This is a genomic window from Curtobacterium sp. Leaf183 (genome assembly GCF_001424385.1).
Classification (GTDB): Bacteria; Actinomycetota; Actinomycetes; order Actinomycetales; family Microbacteriaceae; genus Curtobacterium.
In genome coordinates, this window is record NZ_LMPO01000001.1 from 614413 (window position 1) to 628434 (window position 14022).

Below are 14022 nucleotides of genomic sequence, written 5' to 3' on the forward strand. Positions count from 1 at the left end.
GCGCGCGCAGGATGAGGCGCACCAGACCCAGGGAGATGGTGCGCCGTGCAGTTCCTCGTCAACGTCATCGACACCGGCCAGGCCGCGGCCGCCGGCCGGACCGACTCCGCGACCGCGGCCGAGTACGAGGCGGTCGGAGCGCTCAACGAGCGCCTGCAGGCGGACGGGCACATCCTGTTCGCCGGCGGCCTGACCGCACCACAGGACGCGGTCGTGGTCGATGCGCGGGGCGAGTCCCCCACGGTCAGCGACGGGTCGCTGTTCGGCGGCGACGAGTACATCGCGGGGTTCTGGGTGCTGGACCTGCCGGACGTCGAGACCGCGCGGGCCGTCGCGACCGAGGCCTCCGTGGCGTGCAACCGGACGATCGAGCTGCGCGCACTGCAGGGCTGAGGGTCTCCACCAGGCGACGTCAACCTGCGAGAAGCCCGGGCACAGCGGGCTGCCGCGTGACGATCATCGAACGAGGTGCGTCCCGTTGGTGGGCGCACCGTCCGCGCCCCCGCACCGTCCGCGCCCCCGACAGGAGACACCATGACGAACACCGACCACGACGACCAGCCGACCGGGAAGTCCTCGTTCCGCGACACCGTCACCGCCGGGCTCGTGCAGAAGGCCCTCGAGCCGGTGCTGCGTGCCGTGCGCGACGAGGTGGCGTCCGCGCGCCGAGAGGTCAGCGAACGCGCCAGCGGCGCCAAGAACGGCCTGGTGCTCACGGGGGTCGCCGTGGCGTTCGCGCTCACGACGCTGATCCTGCTGGCGGGCTTCGTCGTGACGCTGCTGGCGCTGGCACTGCCGGTGTGGGCCGCGGCGGGCATCACGTTCGCCGGGTTCGCGGTCATCACCGCGATCCTGCTGGCGGTGGGCATCCGCGGCATCCGTCGGGGCATCCCCCCGGTGCCGAAGGACACGCTGCGTTCCGCGAAGGACCGGGTCACGCACCGGGACGGCGAGGGCACCGCGAGCTGACGCCTCAGCGCGCGGTGATGCCGAACAACGCGCTGAGGAAGCCGAAGCGCCCGCGCGGTCGGACCGTGCGCACGCTGCGGGTGGGTGCCGGGAACGCGACGTCGTGCAGGTTGTTCCGCTTCGAGCCGTCCCAGTTGGCGAACAGGTAGGCGCTGCCGAGCACGCTCAGGCTGCGCACGGGGGCGCGGCGCCAGTCGCCGGCACGTACGAAGTAGCCGGAGTGGCCGGAGTGGATGTTCCGGATCACGGTGTCCACGTCGATGACGCCGGTCTCGGTGATGACGGCGGTGATGCCCGTTCGGTCTCGGGCCACGTACTCGATGATGTGTTCGGGCATGCTGCGTTCACGATGGTGTGCCACGTCTCGACGCCGGGTGGTCGGCCTGTGCGCGGGACTCTGCCGGAACCGCCGTTGCTTCCTCGTCCAGGATACGACGCCGTCGGCGATCGAGCACCAGGATGGCCAGAGAGAGCAGTGCGCCGATCGCGGCACCGATCGTGTTCGTCCACCAGTCGTTCGTGTCGCAGGCCCGACCGAGGTCCGGCACCAGCATCTGCACGGTCTCGATGAGCGCGGACAGGCCCGTGCCGGCGAGGAACACCGGCAGCGGCCGTCCGGTCGACAGCGCGGCGAAGAGCACGGCCGGCAGCAGGAGTGCGATGTTCGCCAGGGTGTCGAGGCCTGCGAAGGGGACCGAGAACTGGACGGTGCACGACACCGGGCCCGGATCTCCTGACGGGGAGAACGTCAGCGCGGCGACCCCGAGCAGAGCGACCGCGGTCAGCGCGGTGAGCGTCGCCCGGGCCTGACGGCGGTGCAGCCACCACCCGAGCGCCGCGCAGAGGACCACCAGCACGGCGAAGAGCACCCGGACCAGGGTCGGGTGCTCGGCGAGCAGCGTGCTGATCACCGAGCTCGGAGCGCGTCGCGGACGAGGTCAGCGACGACGGCCGGCTGCTCGAGTCCGGGCAGGTGCGCGACACCCGGCAGGACGCGCGCGGGTCCCTGTCCGAGCCGCCGGGCGGTCTCCTCGTAGAACGGCAGGTCGGCCGGGATGTCGAGGTCGCCCCAGGTGGTCAGGACCGGCACGGCGACGTCGCCGAGTCGTGTCCACGCGCCCACCCCGGCGTCGCCGGCGCTGTCCGGCGCGGCGACCTCGAGGATGCGCCGGTTCATCGCGAGGAACAGGTCCCGAGCCGCGCCGCCGACCCTGCCCTCGGGAGCCACGGGGCCGTCGAGCCACAGGTGCGCGAGGGCGGCGAGTCGGTCGTCCACGGGGCCGTCGGCGTCCTCGGCGCGGTCGAGCAGGGGTTCGGTGGCCGGGTCGAGCTCCCAGTCGAAGGGGGTGTCCTCGTCGGTCATGCCCGACACCCCTGCGCCGATGAGCAGGACGCCGGACACCCGCTCGGGGTGCAGCAGCGCCGCGTCGAGGGCGAGCGCACCGCCCATCGAGTTGCCGACCAGCAGCGCCCGCTCGAGCCCGAGGTCGTCGAGCACCACGAGCAGGTCGTCCACGTGGGTGAACGACGACGGGTCGGTGGCCGCCGGGGTGTCCCCGTAGCCGCGACGGTCGTACGCGACCAGGTCGAGACCGTCGTCGGCGAGCTCCGTCGCGACGGTGTCCCAGGCGCGCCGGTCGGCGACGCCCGCGTGCAGGAAGACCACGGCGCGGTCGCCGCCGTGGTGTCGGGTGACGGCGATCGGGGTGCCGTCGGGGGCCGTGATGCTGCGCTGCTCCGCGTCCATGCGCCGAATCTAGCGCTGGACGGAGAACACGTCACCCGGCTGACACCCGAGCACCGCGCACAGCCGTGTCAGCGTGGAGAACCGGATCGCCCGCGCGCGGTTGTTCTTCAGCACGGACAGGTTGACGACGGTGACGCCAACCCGGTCCGCCAGCTCGGTCAGGGTCATCCCCCGCGCGGCGAGCAGGTCGTCGAGGTGACAGACGACCGCATGCGGTTCCTCGGACTCGGGCGGCATCAGACCAGCCCGGCCTGGTCGCGCACCATCCGCTGCGAGGCGGTCAGCGCGAACCGGAAGCAGATCACGAGCAGCAGCCCGAGGTAGACCGGCACGTACGGCGGGTCGAGCACGGGGTCGGGCAGTCGGCCGTCCCAGCCGAGTCCGGACACCACCCAGTTCCAGCCCATCCGGCGGACGAACGCCGGCACGAACCCGGCGACGAACACCGCGACGGCCAGCACGTCGAGGACCTTCGCGGTGGACGCGTCGAACAGGCCGCCTCGCGAGATCCGCCACGCGACGGTGGCGACGAGACCGATCAGGGCCGCGACGAACACGAGTTCCAGGGCGTCGCCGACGCGGATGTACCCGATCGCGCCGGCCGGCACGTCGGCGGTCCGGACCAGCAGCGAGAGCTGGTCGGCTCGCACGGTCGCCCCGCCGGGCGGCTGCGGGACGGCGCTGGTCGGGTCGACGTGCACCGGGACGGTGACGGTGCCGGTGCGGATCGACAGAGCCAGGTCGGCGACGTAGCGCCAGACCAGCAGTCCGATGCCGATCACGCAGGCGGCGACGTAGCCCAGGTAGGAGTTCCTGCCGCGGGGCGGGTCGTAGACGGGTGTACTCATCGGTCCCTCTCCTGTCCGTCAGCGGTACCATCGATCATCGGTACCATCGAATGTCGATACAACGATGATCGATATGTGCCGGCGTGTCAAGGGGCGTGGTCCCAGCCGACGTCCCCGTCAGCGCTCGGTGTCCTCGGTGATCCGTTCGCCGGTCTCCGGGTCCCACCCGAGCGTCTTCGGCTCGACGCGGCGCGGACGGCGCTCGGCCTTCGGGAACCACCCGCGCGCCGACGGCAGGTAGCTCAGCACCGCGGCGACGATGAGCGCGACGGGCTCGAGGGCGCCCCACGTCGGCGGTGCCGTCAGGAGCGCGATGCCGAACGAGACCGCTGACAGGCCCGCGAAGATCGCGAGCCACATGCGCGCGTTCGGCCCCCCGCGCCCCATCCGGTAGGCGAGCCAGACGAACAGCGCCGACCACGCGAGGACGACCACCACCCCCAGCAGGGCACCGAACAGCGCGCCGCCGGCCTCGCGGACCGCACCGACCAGACCGGGCACCGACACTGCGATGTGGACGGCGAAGACCACCCACCAGATCGCCACGGCGATCGTGACGGCCGTTGGCCTTGCCGTCCTGGTCGGTGATTCCTGCGTGCTCATGACTGCACCATGGCAGGACTGGAGGCGCGGTGCCAACCGGCCTCGCGCCTCCAGTCCGGGGGATGGTCGCGTCAGAGCGTGATGGTCTCGCCGTCCGCCAGCGTCACCAGCTCGGTCCCCGTGAGCTGCTGTGCGAACTGGGCGAACGAACCCTTGCCCGCGTCGCTGAGCATCAGGTCGTGGATCTGCACGGCGCGGGACGGGTGCACGGCACGGACGAAGTCGACGAGCTCGCTGAGCTTCGCCCACGGCCCCGACGTCGGGACGAGCAGGGTCTCGACGGCGACCTCGGGCACGAAGTACGCGTCGCCGGGGTGGTACACGGCGCCGTCGACGACGTAGCCGACGTTGCTCATGAGCGGGATGTCCGCGTGGATGACCGCGTGGTCGCCGCCGACGACCTGCACCGAGAAGCCCGCGGCGTCGAACGTGTCCCCGGGTGCGACGGTCGTGACGCGACCGTCGTGGTCCCCGAGCGCCTCGGTGACGCTCGCCGGGGCCCAGACGCGCAGTTCGGGCCGGGCGTCGAGTGCGGCGGTCAGCACGTCGGCGTCGAGGTGGTCCAGGTGGTCGTGCGTGACGAGGACCGCGGTGGTGCGGGCGACCAGGTCCGCGGAGTTCGGCGTGTAGGCGCCCGGGTCGATCACGAGGGTGGTGTCGTCCTTGGTGAGCACGACGGTGGCGTGGGTGTACTTCGTGAGGTCCATGCACACGATTCTGCGCCCTCGTCCTCTGAGCACGTGCCGCCCGCGGCGTTGCCACGCCCTGCCCAGGGTGGTTCGCTGGGCTCGACGACGTGGGGGATGACATGCAGTCGATGGAACCGATGCCCGGCAACCCGTGGCCGCACGACATGGTGATCACGATCACCGACGACTCGCACGCACTGCTCGACCTGCTGTGGGTCCGGCAGGCGTGGGAGCTCGAGCCCGTGGGCGACGACCTGCCGCCGCTGCTGATCGACACGCCCGCCGTCGAGCACCCGACGGCGGACACCCCGATCGCGGCGTGGACGGCTGCGTGGCCGGGACTGTGGCACGCCTGCCTGCGCCACGCCGCGCTGCCCCGCGACACGACCGTGGTCGAGCGCCTGTCGAGCCCGACGCTCGACCAGGACAGCCGGCACACGCTCCTCACGCAGCTGATCGGCCCCTCGCTGGAGGAGACGTTCGGCGACGACGCGTTCACGCCGGGTCGTGACGCATGGAACAGCGCCCGGTTCGAGGAGCGGACGGCTCCCGGACGGCTGCGTGCCCAGCCAGAGCACACCAGCCTCGACGCGCTCTTCCCCGCGTGGCGCGCGGGTCTGACCACGATCATCGAGCTGCCGTGCCAGGGCGCGTTCACCCGCCGGGTCGGCGACCACGCGCTCGTCGTCACGACGCTCACCCGTGCCGATCCCGACGCCTACGCCGCGGCGCTGCGGTCCTTCGCCTGAGGTCAGGACGAGCGGCGCAGCGTGTGCCGCGGGTACTCCCCGAACCGGGCGGCGTACTCCGCCGAGAACCGCCCCATGTGGGTGAAGCCCCAGGCGCGCGCCACGTCGGCGACCGACGCCTCTCGCGGGCCGGTGAGGAGCAGCTGATCGCGGGCGCGCTGCAGCCGCAGTTCGCGGAGGTAGGCCATCGGGGTCTGCTCGAGCGAGCGTTGGAACGAGTCCTGCAGTCCTCGGATGCTCAACCCGGCGGCATCGGCGACCGCACCGACGGTCACCGCTTCGTGGGCGTGTGCCTCGAGGTACTCGAGCGCGGTCCGGAGCCGGGCACCGGCGCGCTGCGACGGTTCGGCCGCGAGCGGCCCGGCCTGCAGCGGGTACAGCCGGAGCAGGGCACGGGCGACCTCGCGCTGCGCCTCGTGCCAGGCGAGCGATCCGACCCCGCCGGCGTGCAGTGCGCGCATCGCCCCGGCGACGGCCGTGCGCCAGGCCGCGATGCTCGTGGCGTCGGGCGTGACGCGGTGGTCGAACGCGAGCGGACCGACGGCGGACAGCCCCGCCTCCTCGGCCACGGTGCGCACCAGGTCCTGTCCGAGGTGCACGAGTCGCTGGTCCCAGTCCTGGTACTCCATCCGGAAGCGTCGTCCGACCGGGAACAGCGTCGGGACGCCCGGTTCCATCCGGACCTCGTCGCGTCCGACGTCGACCCGGGCGGTGCCGCGGTCGAGCCACTGCACGACGACCTCGCCCTCCGTCACCACGTCCCCGCGCAGGTAGCCGTGCATCTGCGAGCGACGGACGCTCAGCTGGTCGTCGCCGACCGCGACGTACTTGTACCAGTACTGCTGGTCCAGCGCGGACGAGTACCAGGTCCGGCCGGCGTACATGCCCGCGAGTGACGTGATCGCCGAGTCGGTGTCCTGCCCGGAGACGGCGACCAGCGCCGTCGTCGGGGGTCGTGGGCTCGTCTCGTGCACCCTTCCACCATCCTCGGCAACCAGGGAATCCGCCAGGCTGTCCGCGTTTCGTGGACCGTCGGGACGGCACCGCCTGGAGGCCCGGTGCCGGTCCGTCGGGCCGGCACCGGGCCTCCAGGCGGTCACCGTAAGTGCGGTCGTGTTGACTGCGGCCATGGAACGGTTCGACACCATCGTGGTCGGGGCTGGCATCGCCGGACTGACCGCCGCACGACTGCTGACGGCATCCGGTCAGCACGTCGTCGTGCTCGAGGCCCGCGACCGGGTCGGTGGCCGTGTCTGGACGGACCGGTGGGACGGCCGGGTCACGGACCTGGGCGCATCGTGGATCCACGGGGTCGACGGCAGCCCGGTCGCGGCCGCGGCGCACGCGTTCGGCATGCCCACGGTCGAGTTCACCGTCGGCGGCTACCAGACGGACAGCCGGCCGATCAGCTACGCCGGACCCGACGGCCGCCTGCTCGACCCCGCGGCGACCCGGCGCTTCGTCGCGGACGTGCGCGCCGTCGACGCCGCACTGGTCCCGGTGATCGCGGCCTCGGCACCGGACGCCACCTACCGCGACGTGACCGAGGCGGCGCTCGCCCAGCAGGACTGGCCCGCGGACCGTGTCGAGCGGGTCCGCGAGCACCTCGCCCACCGCAGCGAGGAGCAGTACGGGGTCACGATCGCGGGACTCGCCGCGCACGGGCTCGACGACGACGCGATCGACGGCGACGAGGTCGTGTTCCCCGAGGGCTACGACAGGCTCGCGACGCACCTGGCCGAGGGACTCGACGTGCGGCTCGGCCACGTGGTCGAGCGCGTCGCGTGGTCGGGGTCCGGCGTGGTCGTGTCGGTCGGGGCGACGTCGTTCGCCGCGGACGCCGTCGTCGTGACGGTGCCCGTCGGGGTCCTGCAGTCCGGTGCGTTCGTCATCGAGCCACCCCTGCCCGACGCACACCGGGCGGCGCTCGGCCGCCTCCGGATGAACGCGTTCGAGAAGGTGGTCCTGCGCTTCCCGACGCGGTTCTGGGCCCCGATCGACGGCTCCGACGTCTACGGCATCCGGCAGCTCGGCCCCGAGGGACGCTGGTGGCACTCCTGGTACGACCTGACCCGGCTCGACGACGAGCCGACCCTGCTGACGTTCGCCGCCGGTCCCGCCGCACTGGGCATCCGCGGGTGGAGCGACGAGCAGGTGACCGCGTCGGTGCTCGAGCAGCTGCGGCGACTGTTCGGGCCCGAGGTCCCGGAGCCCACGAGCGTGCACGTCACCGCGTGGCAGGACGACCCGTTCGCACGGGGGTCGTACGCCTACATGACCCCCGGCTCGCACACGAGTGACCACGACGACCTGGCCGTCCCGATCGGCGGCGGCGTGCTGCACCTGGCTGGCGAGGCCACCTGGACGGACGACCCGGCGACGGTCACCGCGGCGATGCGCTCCGGCGAGCGCGCGGCCGGCGCGGTGATCGGGCACCCGGTCGCACTGGAGTTCCCGGAGCCACCTCGGTAGATTGTTGAACAACTTCGGCGACAGGGAGCCCTCGTGACGACGATCGACCTGAACAGCGACCTCGGCGAGGGCTACGGTGCCTGGCCGATGGGCGACGACCCCGCGATGCTCGACGTCGTCTCGAGCGCGAACATCGCCTGCGGGGCCCACGCCGGCGACCCCGTGATCATGCTCGCGACCGCCCGCGCCGCCGCTGCCCGCGGTGTGGCCGTCGGCGCACACGTGGCCTACCGCGACCTCGCCGGCTTCGGTCGACGCCCGGTCCACGTCACGCCGGACGAGCTGTACGCCGACGTCGTCCACCAGCTCGGCGCGATGACCGCCGCCGCCCGGGTCGCGGGGACCGCCGTCACCTACGTCAAGCCCCACGGAGCGCTCTACAACACGGCCTGCGCCGACCCGGTCCAGGCCGAGGCCGTCGTCCGCGCGGTCGCCGACGTGGACCCGGCGCTCGCGGTCCTGGCGCTGCCCGACTCGGAGCTGCTGCACGCGGCCGACCGCCGTGGTCTCCGTGCGGTCTCCGAGTCCTTCGCCGACCGGGCGTACGAACCCGACGGCTCGCTCGTGTCGCGCAGCACAGCGGGCTCGGTGCTGCACGACCCGGACCAGGTCGCCGCCCGGGTGCTCCGGATGGTCACGGAAGGGGTGGCCACGGCGATCGACGGTTCGGAGATCCGGGTGCACGCCGAGTCGGTGTGTGTCCACGGGGACTCCCCCTCGGCGGTCGCGATGGCGCGGGCGATCCGGACGCTGCTGACCGCTCAGGGCGTCGGCATCGCGCCGTTCGCCCCCGCTTCGCCGGTCGCGCCGTTCGCGCCCGCGGTGCCGGTCGCGCCGGTCGTGCCGGTCGTGCCGGTCGTGCCGGTCGTGCCGTGACGCTCGACCTGCGTCCGGCGGGCGGCGCCGCGCTGCTGGCCACGTTCGACTCGCTCGCGGCGGTCGTCGCCTTCCGGTCCGCGCTGCCCAGGGGTCTGCCGGGCGTGACCGAGGTCGTGTCCGGCGCCCGCTCGCTGCTGTTCCGGTTCGACGCCACCACCGACGCCGGACGCCTCGCCGCGGCGCTCGACGCGGTCCCGTTCGACGCCGCCGTCGTCGAACCCGCGGTCGCCGGTGAACCCGGGGCCGCCGGTGAACCCGCGGCCGCCCTGCAGCCCGGGGCCGCCGTGCAGCCCGGGGCCGCCGTGCAGCCCGACGTCACCAGCGAGCCCGTCGTCGTCGCCGTGACCTACGACGGTGAGGACCTCGCCGCCGTCGCCGCCCTCGTCGGCATGTCCACGTCCGACCTCGTCGCCTGGCACACCGGTCAGGTCTGGACGAGCGCGTTCTGCGGGTTCGCGCCCGGCTTCAGCTACCTGACGGGCACGGCGCCGTCCCTCGACCTGCCCCGACGGTCCAGCGCCCGGACGGCCGTCCCGAGCGGGGCGGTGGCCATGGCCGGCGAGTTCAGCGCCGTCTACCCGCGGACGTCTCCCGGCGGGTGGCAGCTCATCGGGCGCACCGACGTGCCGATGTGGTCACTCGACCGCGACCCGCCGGCGCTCGCTCCCGCAGGCACGCGGGTCCGGTTCGTGGCAGTGCACCCATGAGCACGCTGACGGTCGTCCACGTGGGCTACGGCGTCACCACCCAGGACCGAGGCCGCCCCGGCTTCAGCGACATGGGCCTCGGTGCGGCCGGCGCCGCTGACCGCGGTGCGGCGGCACTGGCCAACCGGATGGTCGGCAACCGTCCCGACGCCGCCGTCCTGGAGGCCCTGCTCGGCTCCGTCGCACTGCGGTCCGATGCGCACGTGGTCGCTGCGGTGACCGGCGCACCGTGCCCGGTCGAGGTCGAGCACGCGGACGGCCGGGTCCGCGGCGCAGCCTCGCACGAGGTCGTGCTGCTCGCCCCCGGGGACACCCTGCGCATCGGGATGCCGCCGAGCGGGCTGCGCGCGGTGGTCGCCGTCCGGGGTGGGATCGCCGTCGAACCGGTCCTGGGCAGTCGCTCGTGGGACTCGCTCGCACGGCTCGGCCCGGCACCCCTTGCCGCCGGTGACGTCCTGCCGATCGGGGCGGATGCCGACGCATGGTCCTGGCCGGTCGTCGACGCCGTCGCACCGCCCCTCGGGCCGACCCCGGGCGAACCGGTCGTGCTCGACGTCACCGCCGGCCCGCGCGACGACTGGTTCACCCCGTCGTGGCGGTCCGTCCTGACCGAGCAGGACCACCACGTCAGCGCCGACAGCGACCGGGTCGGCGTCCGGACCACGGCCGAGACCGCGCTCGTCCGGGCCGTCACGCATGAACTCCCGAGCGAGGGGGTCGAGCTGGGCTCGCTGCAGGTCCCACCCGACGGCCACCCGGTGCTCTTCCTCGCCGACCACCCGGTCACCGGCGGCTACCCCGTCGTCGCGGTCATGACGCCGGCGTCCGTCGACCGGGCAGCGCAGCTCCGCCCGGGAGACCGCGTCCGCTTCCGGCTGCTCCGGTGAGGAACAAGCGCGGGTCTCCCCGAGTTGGCTCGCAATGCGGGGCCTGATCGGGTCACGCACCACGACCGGAAGGTGTCCCCATGTCGATGACAGTGTTCCTCGAGGTCCGCTTGCGCGACGACCTGTCGACCGAGACGACCGAGTCCGCGATCCGCGAGACCCTCGCGCAGACGGCGGAGTTCCCCGGCAACGAGTCACTCGAGGTCCTGGTCGACGACGCCGACGCATCCCGCCTCGTGGTGCTCGAACGGTGGGCGAGCACCGCTGACCACGACGCATACGTCGCCTGGCGCGCCACCTCGGAGGGCCGGGCCGAGGCACTCGCAGCAGTGCTGGCCGAGCCGCCCGTCACGCGCACCTTCGACCGGAGCATCACGCTGGCGTAGCGGACCCGCAGGCATCTCCGTCCGCGTGGTTGACGAATCTGGTCGACGGGATCCGGGTCGACACCACCGGATTCGTCAACCAGCGCAGCGGACGCGACCGTCCGCGTCGGACGCGACCGTCCGCGTCCGACCCGAACGTCAGCGTCGGACCCGACCATCCGCGTCGGACCCGACCGTCAGCGTCGGACGCGACCGTCAGCGGGCGTCGTGTTCCCGGGCCTCCATCGCGTCCCAGGCGAAGCTCGCCAGCCAGTGGGTGGAGTAGTACTCCTCGCCCACGCTCGCCTGCAGCCCCGACGCCAGCAGCCGGTCGGCCGCGCCGCCGAGCAGGTCCGCCAGCGTGACGTCGGCCGGGTCAGCTGACCGCAGCGCGTCCGCGATGCGTCGGGCAGCACCGGCACGCGACAGGTCGAGCCCGAACAGGTGCACCTGCTGTGGGTCGTTCTCGTCGCGCACCACGGTCGGGGTCAGGACCGCGTCGCCGGCACCGACCTCGGCGAAGAACGCGCGGGCCCACGGTGCGAACTCCGCCACGGGCAGCACGGCCCGCATCAGGTCGGCCTCGGCGAACCCGGCGGACAGGAAGTCGTGCCCGCTGCGCTCCCAGGCGAACGGCCAGCCGGCGTCGTCGCCGAACCAGTCGCGCGCAGCCTGGGACACCGTCGCCGCGAGCTCGTCACGGCCCAGGGAGCGTGCGGCGTCGAGCACGAGCAGCAGCCCGAAGGCGGAGTTGCTGTGCACGCCGTGCCGGACGGGGTGTGCGGCGCCGGAGACCCAGCGGGTGACGAGGTCCTCGAGCACGTCGACGACGGGGACGAACCCCGGCGCGAGGGCGCGGATCGCCGGCGCTTCGGACCCGGTGACCTCGGCCGCCAACTTCATCAGCCAGGCCCACCCGTACGGGCGCTCGTAGTGCGGGGTCTGCCGGAGGTAGGCCGCCTCGGTGGCCAGGTGCTCTGCGCGCAGGTGGGCCTGCAGGACGGGGACGAGCCGTGCCTCCAGGGTGGGTGCCAGCCTGGACGCGACCAACCGCGCGGCGAGCCAGTGCATGTGGACCGACGAGTGCCAGTCGTACGAGGTGGCGAACGACGGGTGGAGTTCGACGGGCAGGGCCCGGTCGTCCGGACTCACCGTCGTGTGCTGCGCCGCGTACGGGTACTCGCGGGTGGTGTTCTCCGCGGCGACCGCGGCGAACCGTTCGGCCCAGACCGCGCGGTCGAGATCAGAATGCGACAAGGTACATGACCCCCATGTTGACGACGAGCAGGATGGCGGCCGTCGGGATCTGGGCCTTGATCGGGCCGTACTTGTCCCGCATCTCGAGCAGCGCGGCCGGGACGAGGTTGAAGTTCGCCGCCATCGGGGTCACGAGGGTGCCGCAGAAGCCGGCGAGCATGCCGATGGCGAAGATCGCTGCGGGGTTGCCGTCGAAGCCCTGCACCAGGACCGGCCAGCCGATCGCGGCGGTCATGATCGGGAACGCAGCGAACGCGTTGCCCATGATGACGGTGAACAGCGCCATGCCGAGGCAGTAGACGACGACCGCGGCGAGCAGCGAACCGCTCGGCAGGATCGTCTTGATGATCGTGCCGACCGCGTCGCCGACCCCTGCCTGGGTGAACACGATGCCGAGCGTGGAGAGCATCTGCGGGAGCAGCGCTGCCCAGCCGATGGCCTGCAGCAGCCGGCCGCCCTCGCGGATGGGGGTGGCGATCTTCGGTGGGCGCAGGACGAACACGGCGACGACCACGGCCAGGACCGATCCGATGCCGAGTCCGGTCAGGGTCGCGCTGCCCTCGGCGAGCAACGGCGTGCCACCGATCTGGACGAGCGGGCCGAGCGTGGCGACCAGGACGGCGACCACCGGGACCACCAGTGCGGGGATGAAGAGCCGGTTGCCGAAGCGCGTTGCGGAGGCTGCGCGCTCATCCGGGCTGGTGGTCGCGAGCACGCTCGTGCTGTCGCTCGACTGGCGGGCCATCGCGCCGGTGGGTTCCGCCGGGCCGGTCTCGGCGCCGACGCCCGCGCCCGGGATGCTCGCGACGCGGGTGCGGCTCGGCCGGCCACCCCTGGCCGTGGTGCCGGTGAAGCCGAGGCCGGCGAGGGCCACCATCACCAGGACCGCGATGCCGAGCACCCACGACGGAGCGGTCTTGGCGGCGACGAACGTGCCGTAGAAGAAGGAGACGCCGAGGATGCCCCAGAAGGCCGCGTTGCCGAGGCGCTTGGCGTGCTCCCGGTCCGTGACGATGAGGACCGCGACGGCGATGAAGAACGCGCCGATGAGCCAGTAGAGCCATTCGCTGGTGATCACGCTGCGACCTCCGTGGTGGTCGGGGCGCCGCGCATGTCCGCTGCCATCCGGTCGAGCTTGCGGTCGAACAGCAGCAGCCGTGTGCCGTGGACCAGCAGCGCGACGATGCCCGTCGGGATCGCCCAGAGCGCGAGGTCGATCGGCTCGAGCGCCAGGTCGTACGTCGCGTCGACGAAGGTCGTGATGAGCAGGATCGAGCCGACCGCGACGAAGACGTCCTCACCGAAGAACACGCCGACGGTGTCGGAGGACGCGGAGAAGCCCTTGATCTTCTCGCGCATCGGGTCGTCCACGCGGCCGTACTTCTTGATGGCGGCGCCCTCGGCCATCGGGTACACCAGCGGGCGCACCGTCTGGGCCGGGCCACCGATGCTCGTCAGGCCCACGGCGGCGGTGACCTGCCGGATCGCGAGGTACCCGGCGAGCAGGCGCCCGGTGGTCAGCTTGTCGAGCTTCGCGATGAGCCGCTTGGCCTGGTCTTGCAGACCGTAGCGCTCGATCAGGCCGATGACCGGCAGCACGAGCGCGAAGGTCGTGACGCTGCGGCTGGAGGCGAAGCCGTCGCCGAACGCGGTGAGGATGCCGACGGGACCGATCCCGCCGATGGCCGCGGTGACGATCCCCGCGACGGTGACGACGAGCAGCGCGTTGACGCGCAGTGCGAAGCCGACGATGACGACGGCGACGCCGATGAGGACGAACATGCGGGACAGTCTGGACTGCATTGTTCAACAATCACAAGGCCCTTCCGCGACTTGTAACACGCCGGTCA

Annotated in this window: 19 protein-coding genes; 8 read left to right on the forward strand and 11 right to left on the reverse strand. The window is 72.7% G+C overall.

The annotated features are described in order from the left end of the window. The first annotated feature begins 45 nt into the window (after nucleotides 1–45). Together ASG04_RS02855 and ASG04_RS02860 are read left to right on the forward strand one after the other, a co-directional pair. Complete coding sequence (locus ASG04_RS02855; protein ID WP_082517747.1) at nucleotides 46–393, forward strand: YciI family protein; 348 nt, start codon at nucleotides 46–48, stop codon at nucleotides 391–393. Between the two features lie 141 nt (nucleotides 394–534). After that, complete coding sequence (locus ASG04_RS02860; RefSeq protein WP_056119858.1) at nucleotides 535–969, forward strand: phage holin family protein; 435 nt, start codon at nucleotides 535–537, stop codon at nucleotides 967–969. Nucleotides 970–973: 4 nt separating this feature from the next. Here ASG04_RS02860 and ASG04_RS02865 read toward each other — a convergent pair whose 3' ends face one another. From ASG04_RS02865 to ASG04_RS02895, 7 genes are all read right to left on the reverse strand, one after another. Next, nucleotides 974–1306, reverse strand: a complete 333-nt coding sequence (locus tag ASG04_RS02865; RefSeq protein ID WP_056119863.1) for a hypothetical protein — start codon at nucleotides 1304–1306, stop codon at nucleotides 974–976. A gap of 7 nt (nucleotides 1307–1313) precedes the next feature. Further along, complete coding sequence (locus ASG04_RS02870) at nucleotides 1314–1880, reverse strand: VanZ family protein (RefSeq protein WP_056119865.1); 567 nt, start codon at nucleotides 1878–1880, stop codon at nucleotides 1314–1316. Further along, nucleotides 1877–2716, reverse strand: a complete 840-nt coding sequence (locus tag ASG04_RS02875) for an alpha/beta fold hydrolase (protein WP_082517748.1) — start codon at nucleotides 2714–2716, stop codon at nucleotides 1877–1879. Before ASG04_RS02875 ends, ASG04_RS02870 begins: the two co-directional genes overlap by 4 nt. A 9-nt stretch (nucleotides 2717–2725) precedes the next feature. Further along, nucleotides 2726–2953 (reverse strand): helix-turn-helix domain-containing protein, encoded by a 228-nt coding sequence (locus tag ASG04_RS02880; RefSeq protein WP_056119868.1) that lies wholly within the window; start codon nucleotides 2951–2953, stop codon nucleotides 2726–2728. Further along, nucleotides 2953–3564 carry a hypothetical protein gene (locus ASG04_RS02885; RefSeq protein WP_056119872.1) on the reverse strand — a complete coding sequence of 204 codons (612 nt, stop codon included), beginning with the start codon at nucleotides 3562–3564 and terminating at the stop codon, nucleotides 2953–2955. The genes ASG04_RS02880 and ASG04_RS02885 overlap by 1 nt, the downstream gene beginning before the upstream one ends. 117 nt (nucleotides 3565–3681) lie before the next feature. Beyond that, nucleotides 3682–4167 carry a hypothetical protein gene (locus ASG04_RS02890; protein WP_156463489.1) on the reverse strand — a complete coding sequence of 162 codons (486 nt, stop codon included), beginning with the start codon at nucleotides 4165–4167 and terminating at the stop codon, nucleotides 3682–3684. A gap of 71 nt (nucleotides 4168–4238) precedes the next feature. After that, nucleotides 4239–4874 carry an MBL fold metallo-hydrolase gene (locus tag ASG04_RS02895; RefSeq protein ID WP_056119878.1) on the reverse strand — a complete coding sequence of 212 codons (636 nt, stop codon included), beginning with the start codon at nucleotides 4872–4874 and terminating at the stop codon, nucleotides 4239–4241. A 101-nt stretch (nucleotides 4875–4975) separates the two neighbouring features. On the opposite strand from ASG04_RS02895, the gene ASG04_RS02900 reads away from it, so the two are divergent. Further along, entirely contained in the window at nucleotides 4976–5605 is a 630-nt protein-coding gene (locus ASG04_RS02900; protein ID WP_056119880.1) for a hypothetical protein, read from the forward strand. Between the two features lie 2 nt (nucleotides 5606–5607). On the opposite strand, the gene ASG04_RS02905 is transcribed toward ASG04_RS02900, so the two are convergent. Further along, nucleotides 5608–6579, reverse strand: a complete 972-nt coding sequence (locus ASG04_RS02905; protein WP_056119883.1) for an AraC family transcriptional regulator — start codon at nucleotides 6577–6579, stop codon at nucleotides 5608–5610. A 154-nt stretch (nucleotides 6580–6733) separates the two neighbouring features. Between ASG04_RS02905 and ASG04_RS02910 the strand changes: the two genes are divergently transcribed. The 5 genes from ASG04_RS02910 (at nucleotide 6734) to ASG04_RS02930 (ending at nucleotide 10936) form a co-directional block, all read left to right on the forward strand. Further along, nucleotides 6734–8077, forward strand: a complete 1344-nt coding sequence (locus tag ASG04_RS02910; RefSeq protein ID WP_056119886.1) for a flavin monoamine oxidase family protein — start codon at nucleotides 6734–6736, stop codon at nucleotides 8075–8077. A 33-nt stretch (nucleotides 8078–8110) separates the two neighbouring features. After that, nucleotides 8111–8953, forward strand: coding sequence for a LamB/YcsF family protein (locus ASG04_RS02915; RefSeq protein ID WP_082517750.1), 843 nt, complete (start codon nucleotides 8111–8113; stop codon nucleotides 8951–8953). After that, entirely contained in the window at nucleotides 8950–9663 is a 714-nt protein-coding gene (locus ASG04_RS02920; protein ID WP_056119889.1) for a 5-oxoprolinase subunit B family protein, read from the forward strand. Before ASG04_RS02915 ends, ASG04_RS02920 begins: the two co-directional genes overlap by 4 nt. Then, complete coding sequence (locus tag ASG04_RS02925) at nucleotides 9660–10550, forward strand: biotin-dependent carboxyltransferase family protein (RefSeq protein ID WP_056119893.1); 891 nt, start codon at nucleotides 9660–9662, stop codon at nucleotides 10548–10550. The genes ASG04_RS02920 and ASG04_RS02925 overlap by 4 nt, the downstream gene beginning before the upstream one ends. An 80-nt stretch (nucleotides 10551–10630) precedes the next feature. Further along, nucleotides 10631–10936 carry a putative quinol monooxygenase gene (locus ASG04_RS02930; RefSeq protein ID WP_056119896.1) on the forward strand — a complete coding sequence of 102 codons (306 nt, stop codon included), beginning with the start codon at nucleotides 10631–10633 and terminating at the stop codon, nucleotides 10934–10936. A 195-nt stretch (nucleotides 10937–11131) separates the two neighbouring features. Here ASG04_RS02930 and ASG04_RS02935 read toward each other — a convergent pair whose 3' ends face one another. Genes ASG04_RS02935 through ASG04_RS02945 form a run of 3 tightly spaced genes read right to left on the reverse strand, consistent with a single transcriptional unit; the run spans nucleotide 11132 to nucleotide 13954 of the window. Next, nucleotides 11132–12172 (reverse strand): DUF2891 family protein, encoded by a 1041-nt coding sequence (locus ASG04_RS02935; protein WP_056119899.1) that lies wholly within the window; start codon nucleotides 12170–12172, stop codon nucleotides 11132–11134. Next, nucleotides 12159–13250, reverse strand: coding sequence for a DUF979 domain-containing protein (locus tag ASG04_RS02940; protein WP_056119902.1), 1092 nt, complete (start codon nucleotides 13248–13250; stop codon nucleotides 12159–12161). The genes ASG04_RS02935 and ASG04_RS02940 overlap by 14 nt, the downstream gene beginning before the upstream one ends. Then, a complete protein-coding gene (locus ASG04_RS02945) occupies nucleotides 13247–13954 on the reverse strand; it encodes a DUF969 domain-containing protein (RefSeq protein WP_056119903.1) in 708 nt (235 codons plus the stop codon). The genes ASG04_RS02940 and ASG04_RS02945 overlap by 4 nt, the downstream gene beginning before the upstream one ends. Between the last annotated feature and the right edge of the window lie 68 nt (nucleotides 13955–14022).

Bases quoted from the DNA above. Each gene is read 5' to 3' on its own strand.
- ASG04_RS02925 (WP_056119893.1), top strand. From the start codon at position 9,660: ATGAGCACGCTGACGGTCGTCCACGTGGGCTACGGCGTCACCACCCAG.
- ASG04_RS02885 (WP_056119872.1), bottom strand. From the start codon at position 3,564: ATGAGTACACCCGTCTACGACCCGCCCCGCGGCAGGAACTCCTACCTG.
- ASG04_RS02890 (WP_156463489.1), bottom strand. From the start codon at position 4,167: ATGAGCACGCAGGAATCACCGACCAGGACGGCAAGGCCAACGGCCGTC.
- ASG04_RS02900 (WP_056119880.1), top strand. From the start codon at position 4,976: ATGCAGTCGATGGAACCGATGCCCGGCAACCCGTGGCCGCACGACATG.
- ASG04_RS02895 (WP_056119878.1), bottom strand. From the start codon at position 4,874: ATGGACCTCACGAAGTACACCCACGCCACCGTCGTGCTCACCAAGGAC.
- ASG04_RS02860 (WP_056119858.1), top strand. From the start codon at position 535: ATGACGAACACCGACCACGACGACCAGCCGACCGGGAAGTCCTCGTTC.
- ASG04_RS02945 (WP_056119903.1), bottom strand. From the start codon at position 13,954: ATGTTCGTCCTCATCGGCGTCGCCGTCGTCATCGTCGGCTTCGCACTG.
- ASG04_RS02930 (WP_056119896.1), top strand. From the start codon at position 10,631: ATGTCGATGACAGTGTTCCTCGAGGTCCGCTTGCGCGACGACCTGTCG.
- ASG04_RS02880 (WP_056119868.1), bottom strand. From the start codon at position 2,953: ATGCCGCCCGAGTCCGAGGAACCGCATGCGGTCGTCTGTCACCTCGAC.
- ASG04_RS02910 (WP_056119886.1), top strand. From the start codon at position 6,734: ATGGAACGGTTCGACACCATCGTGGTCGGGGCTGGCATCGCCGGACTG.
- ASG04_RS02875 (WP_082517748.1), bottom strand. From the start codon at position 2,716: ATGGACGCGGAGCAGCGCAGCATCACGGCCCCCGACGGCACCCCGATC.
- ASG04_RS02865 (WP_056119863.1), bottom strand. From the start codon at position 1,306: ATGCCCGAACACATCATCGAGTACGTGGCCCGAGACCGAACGGGCATC.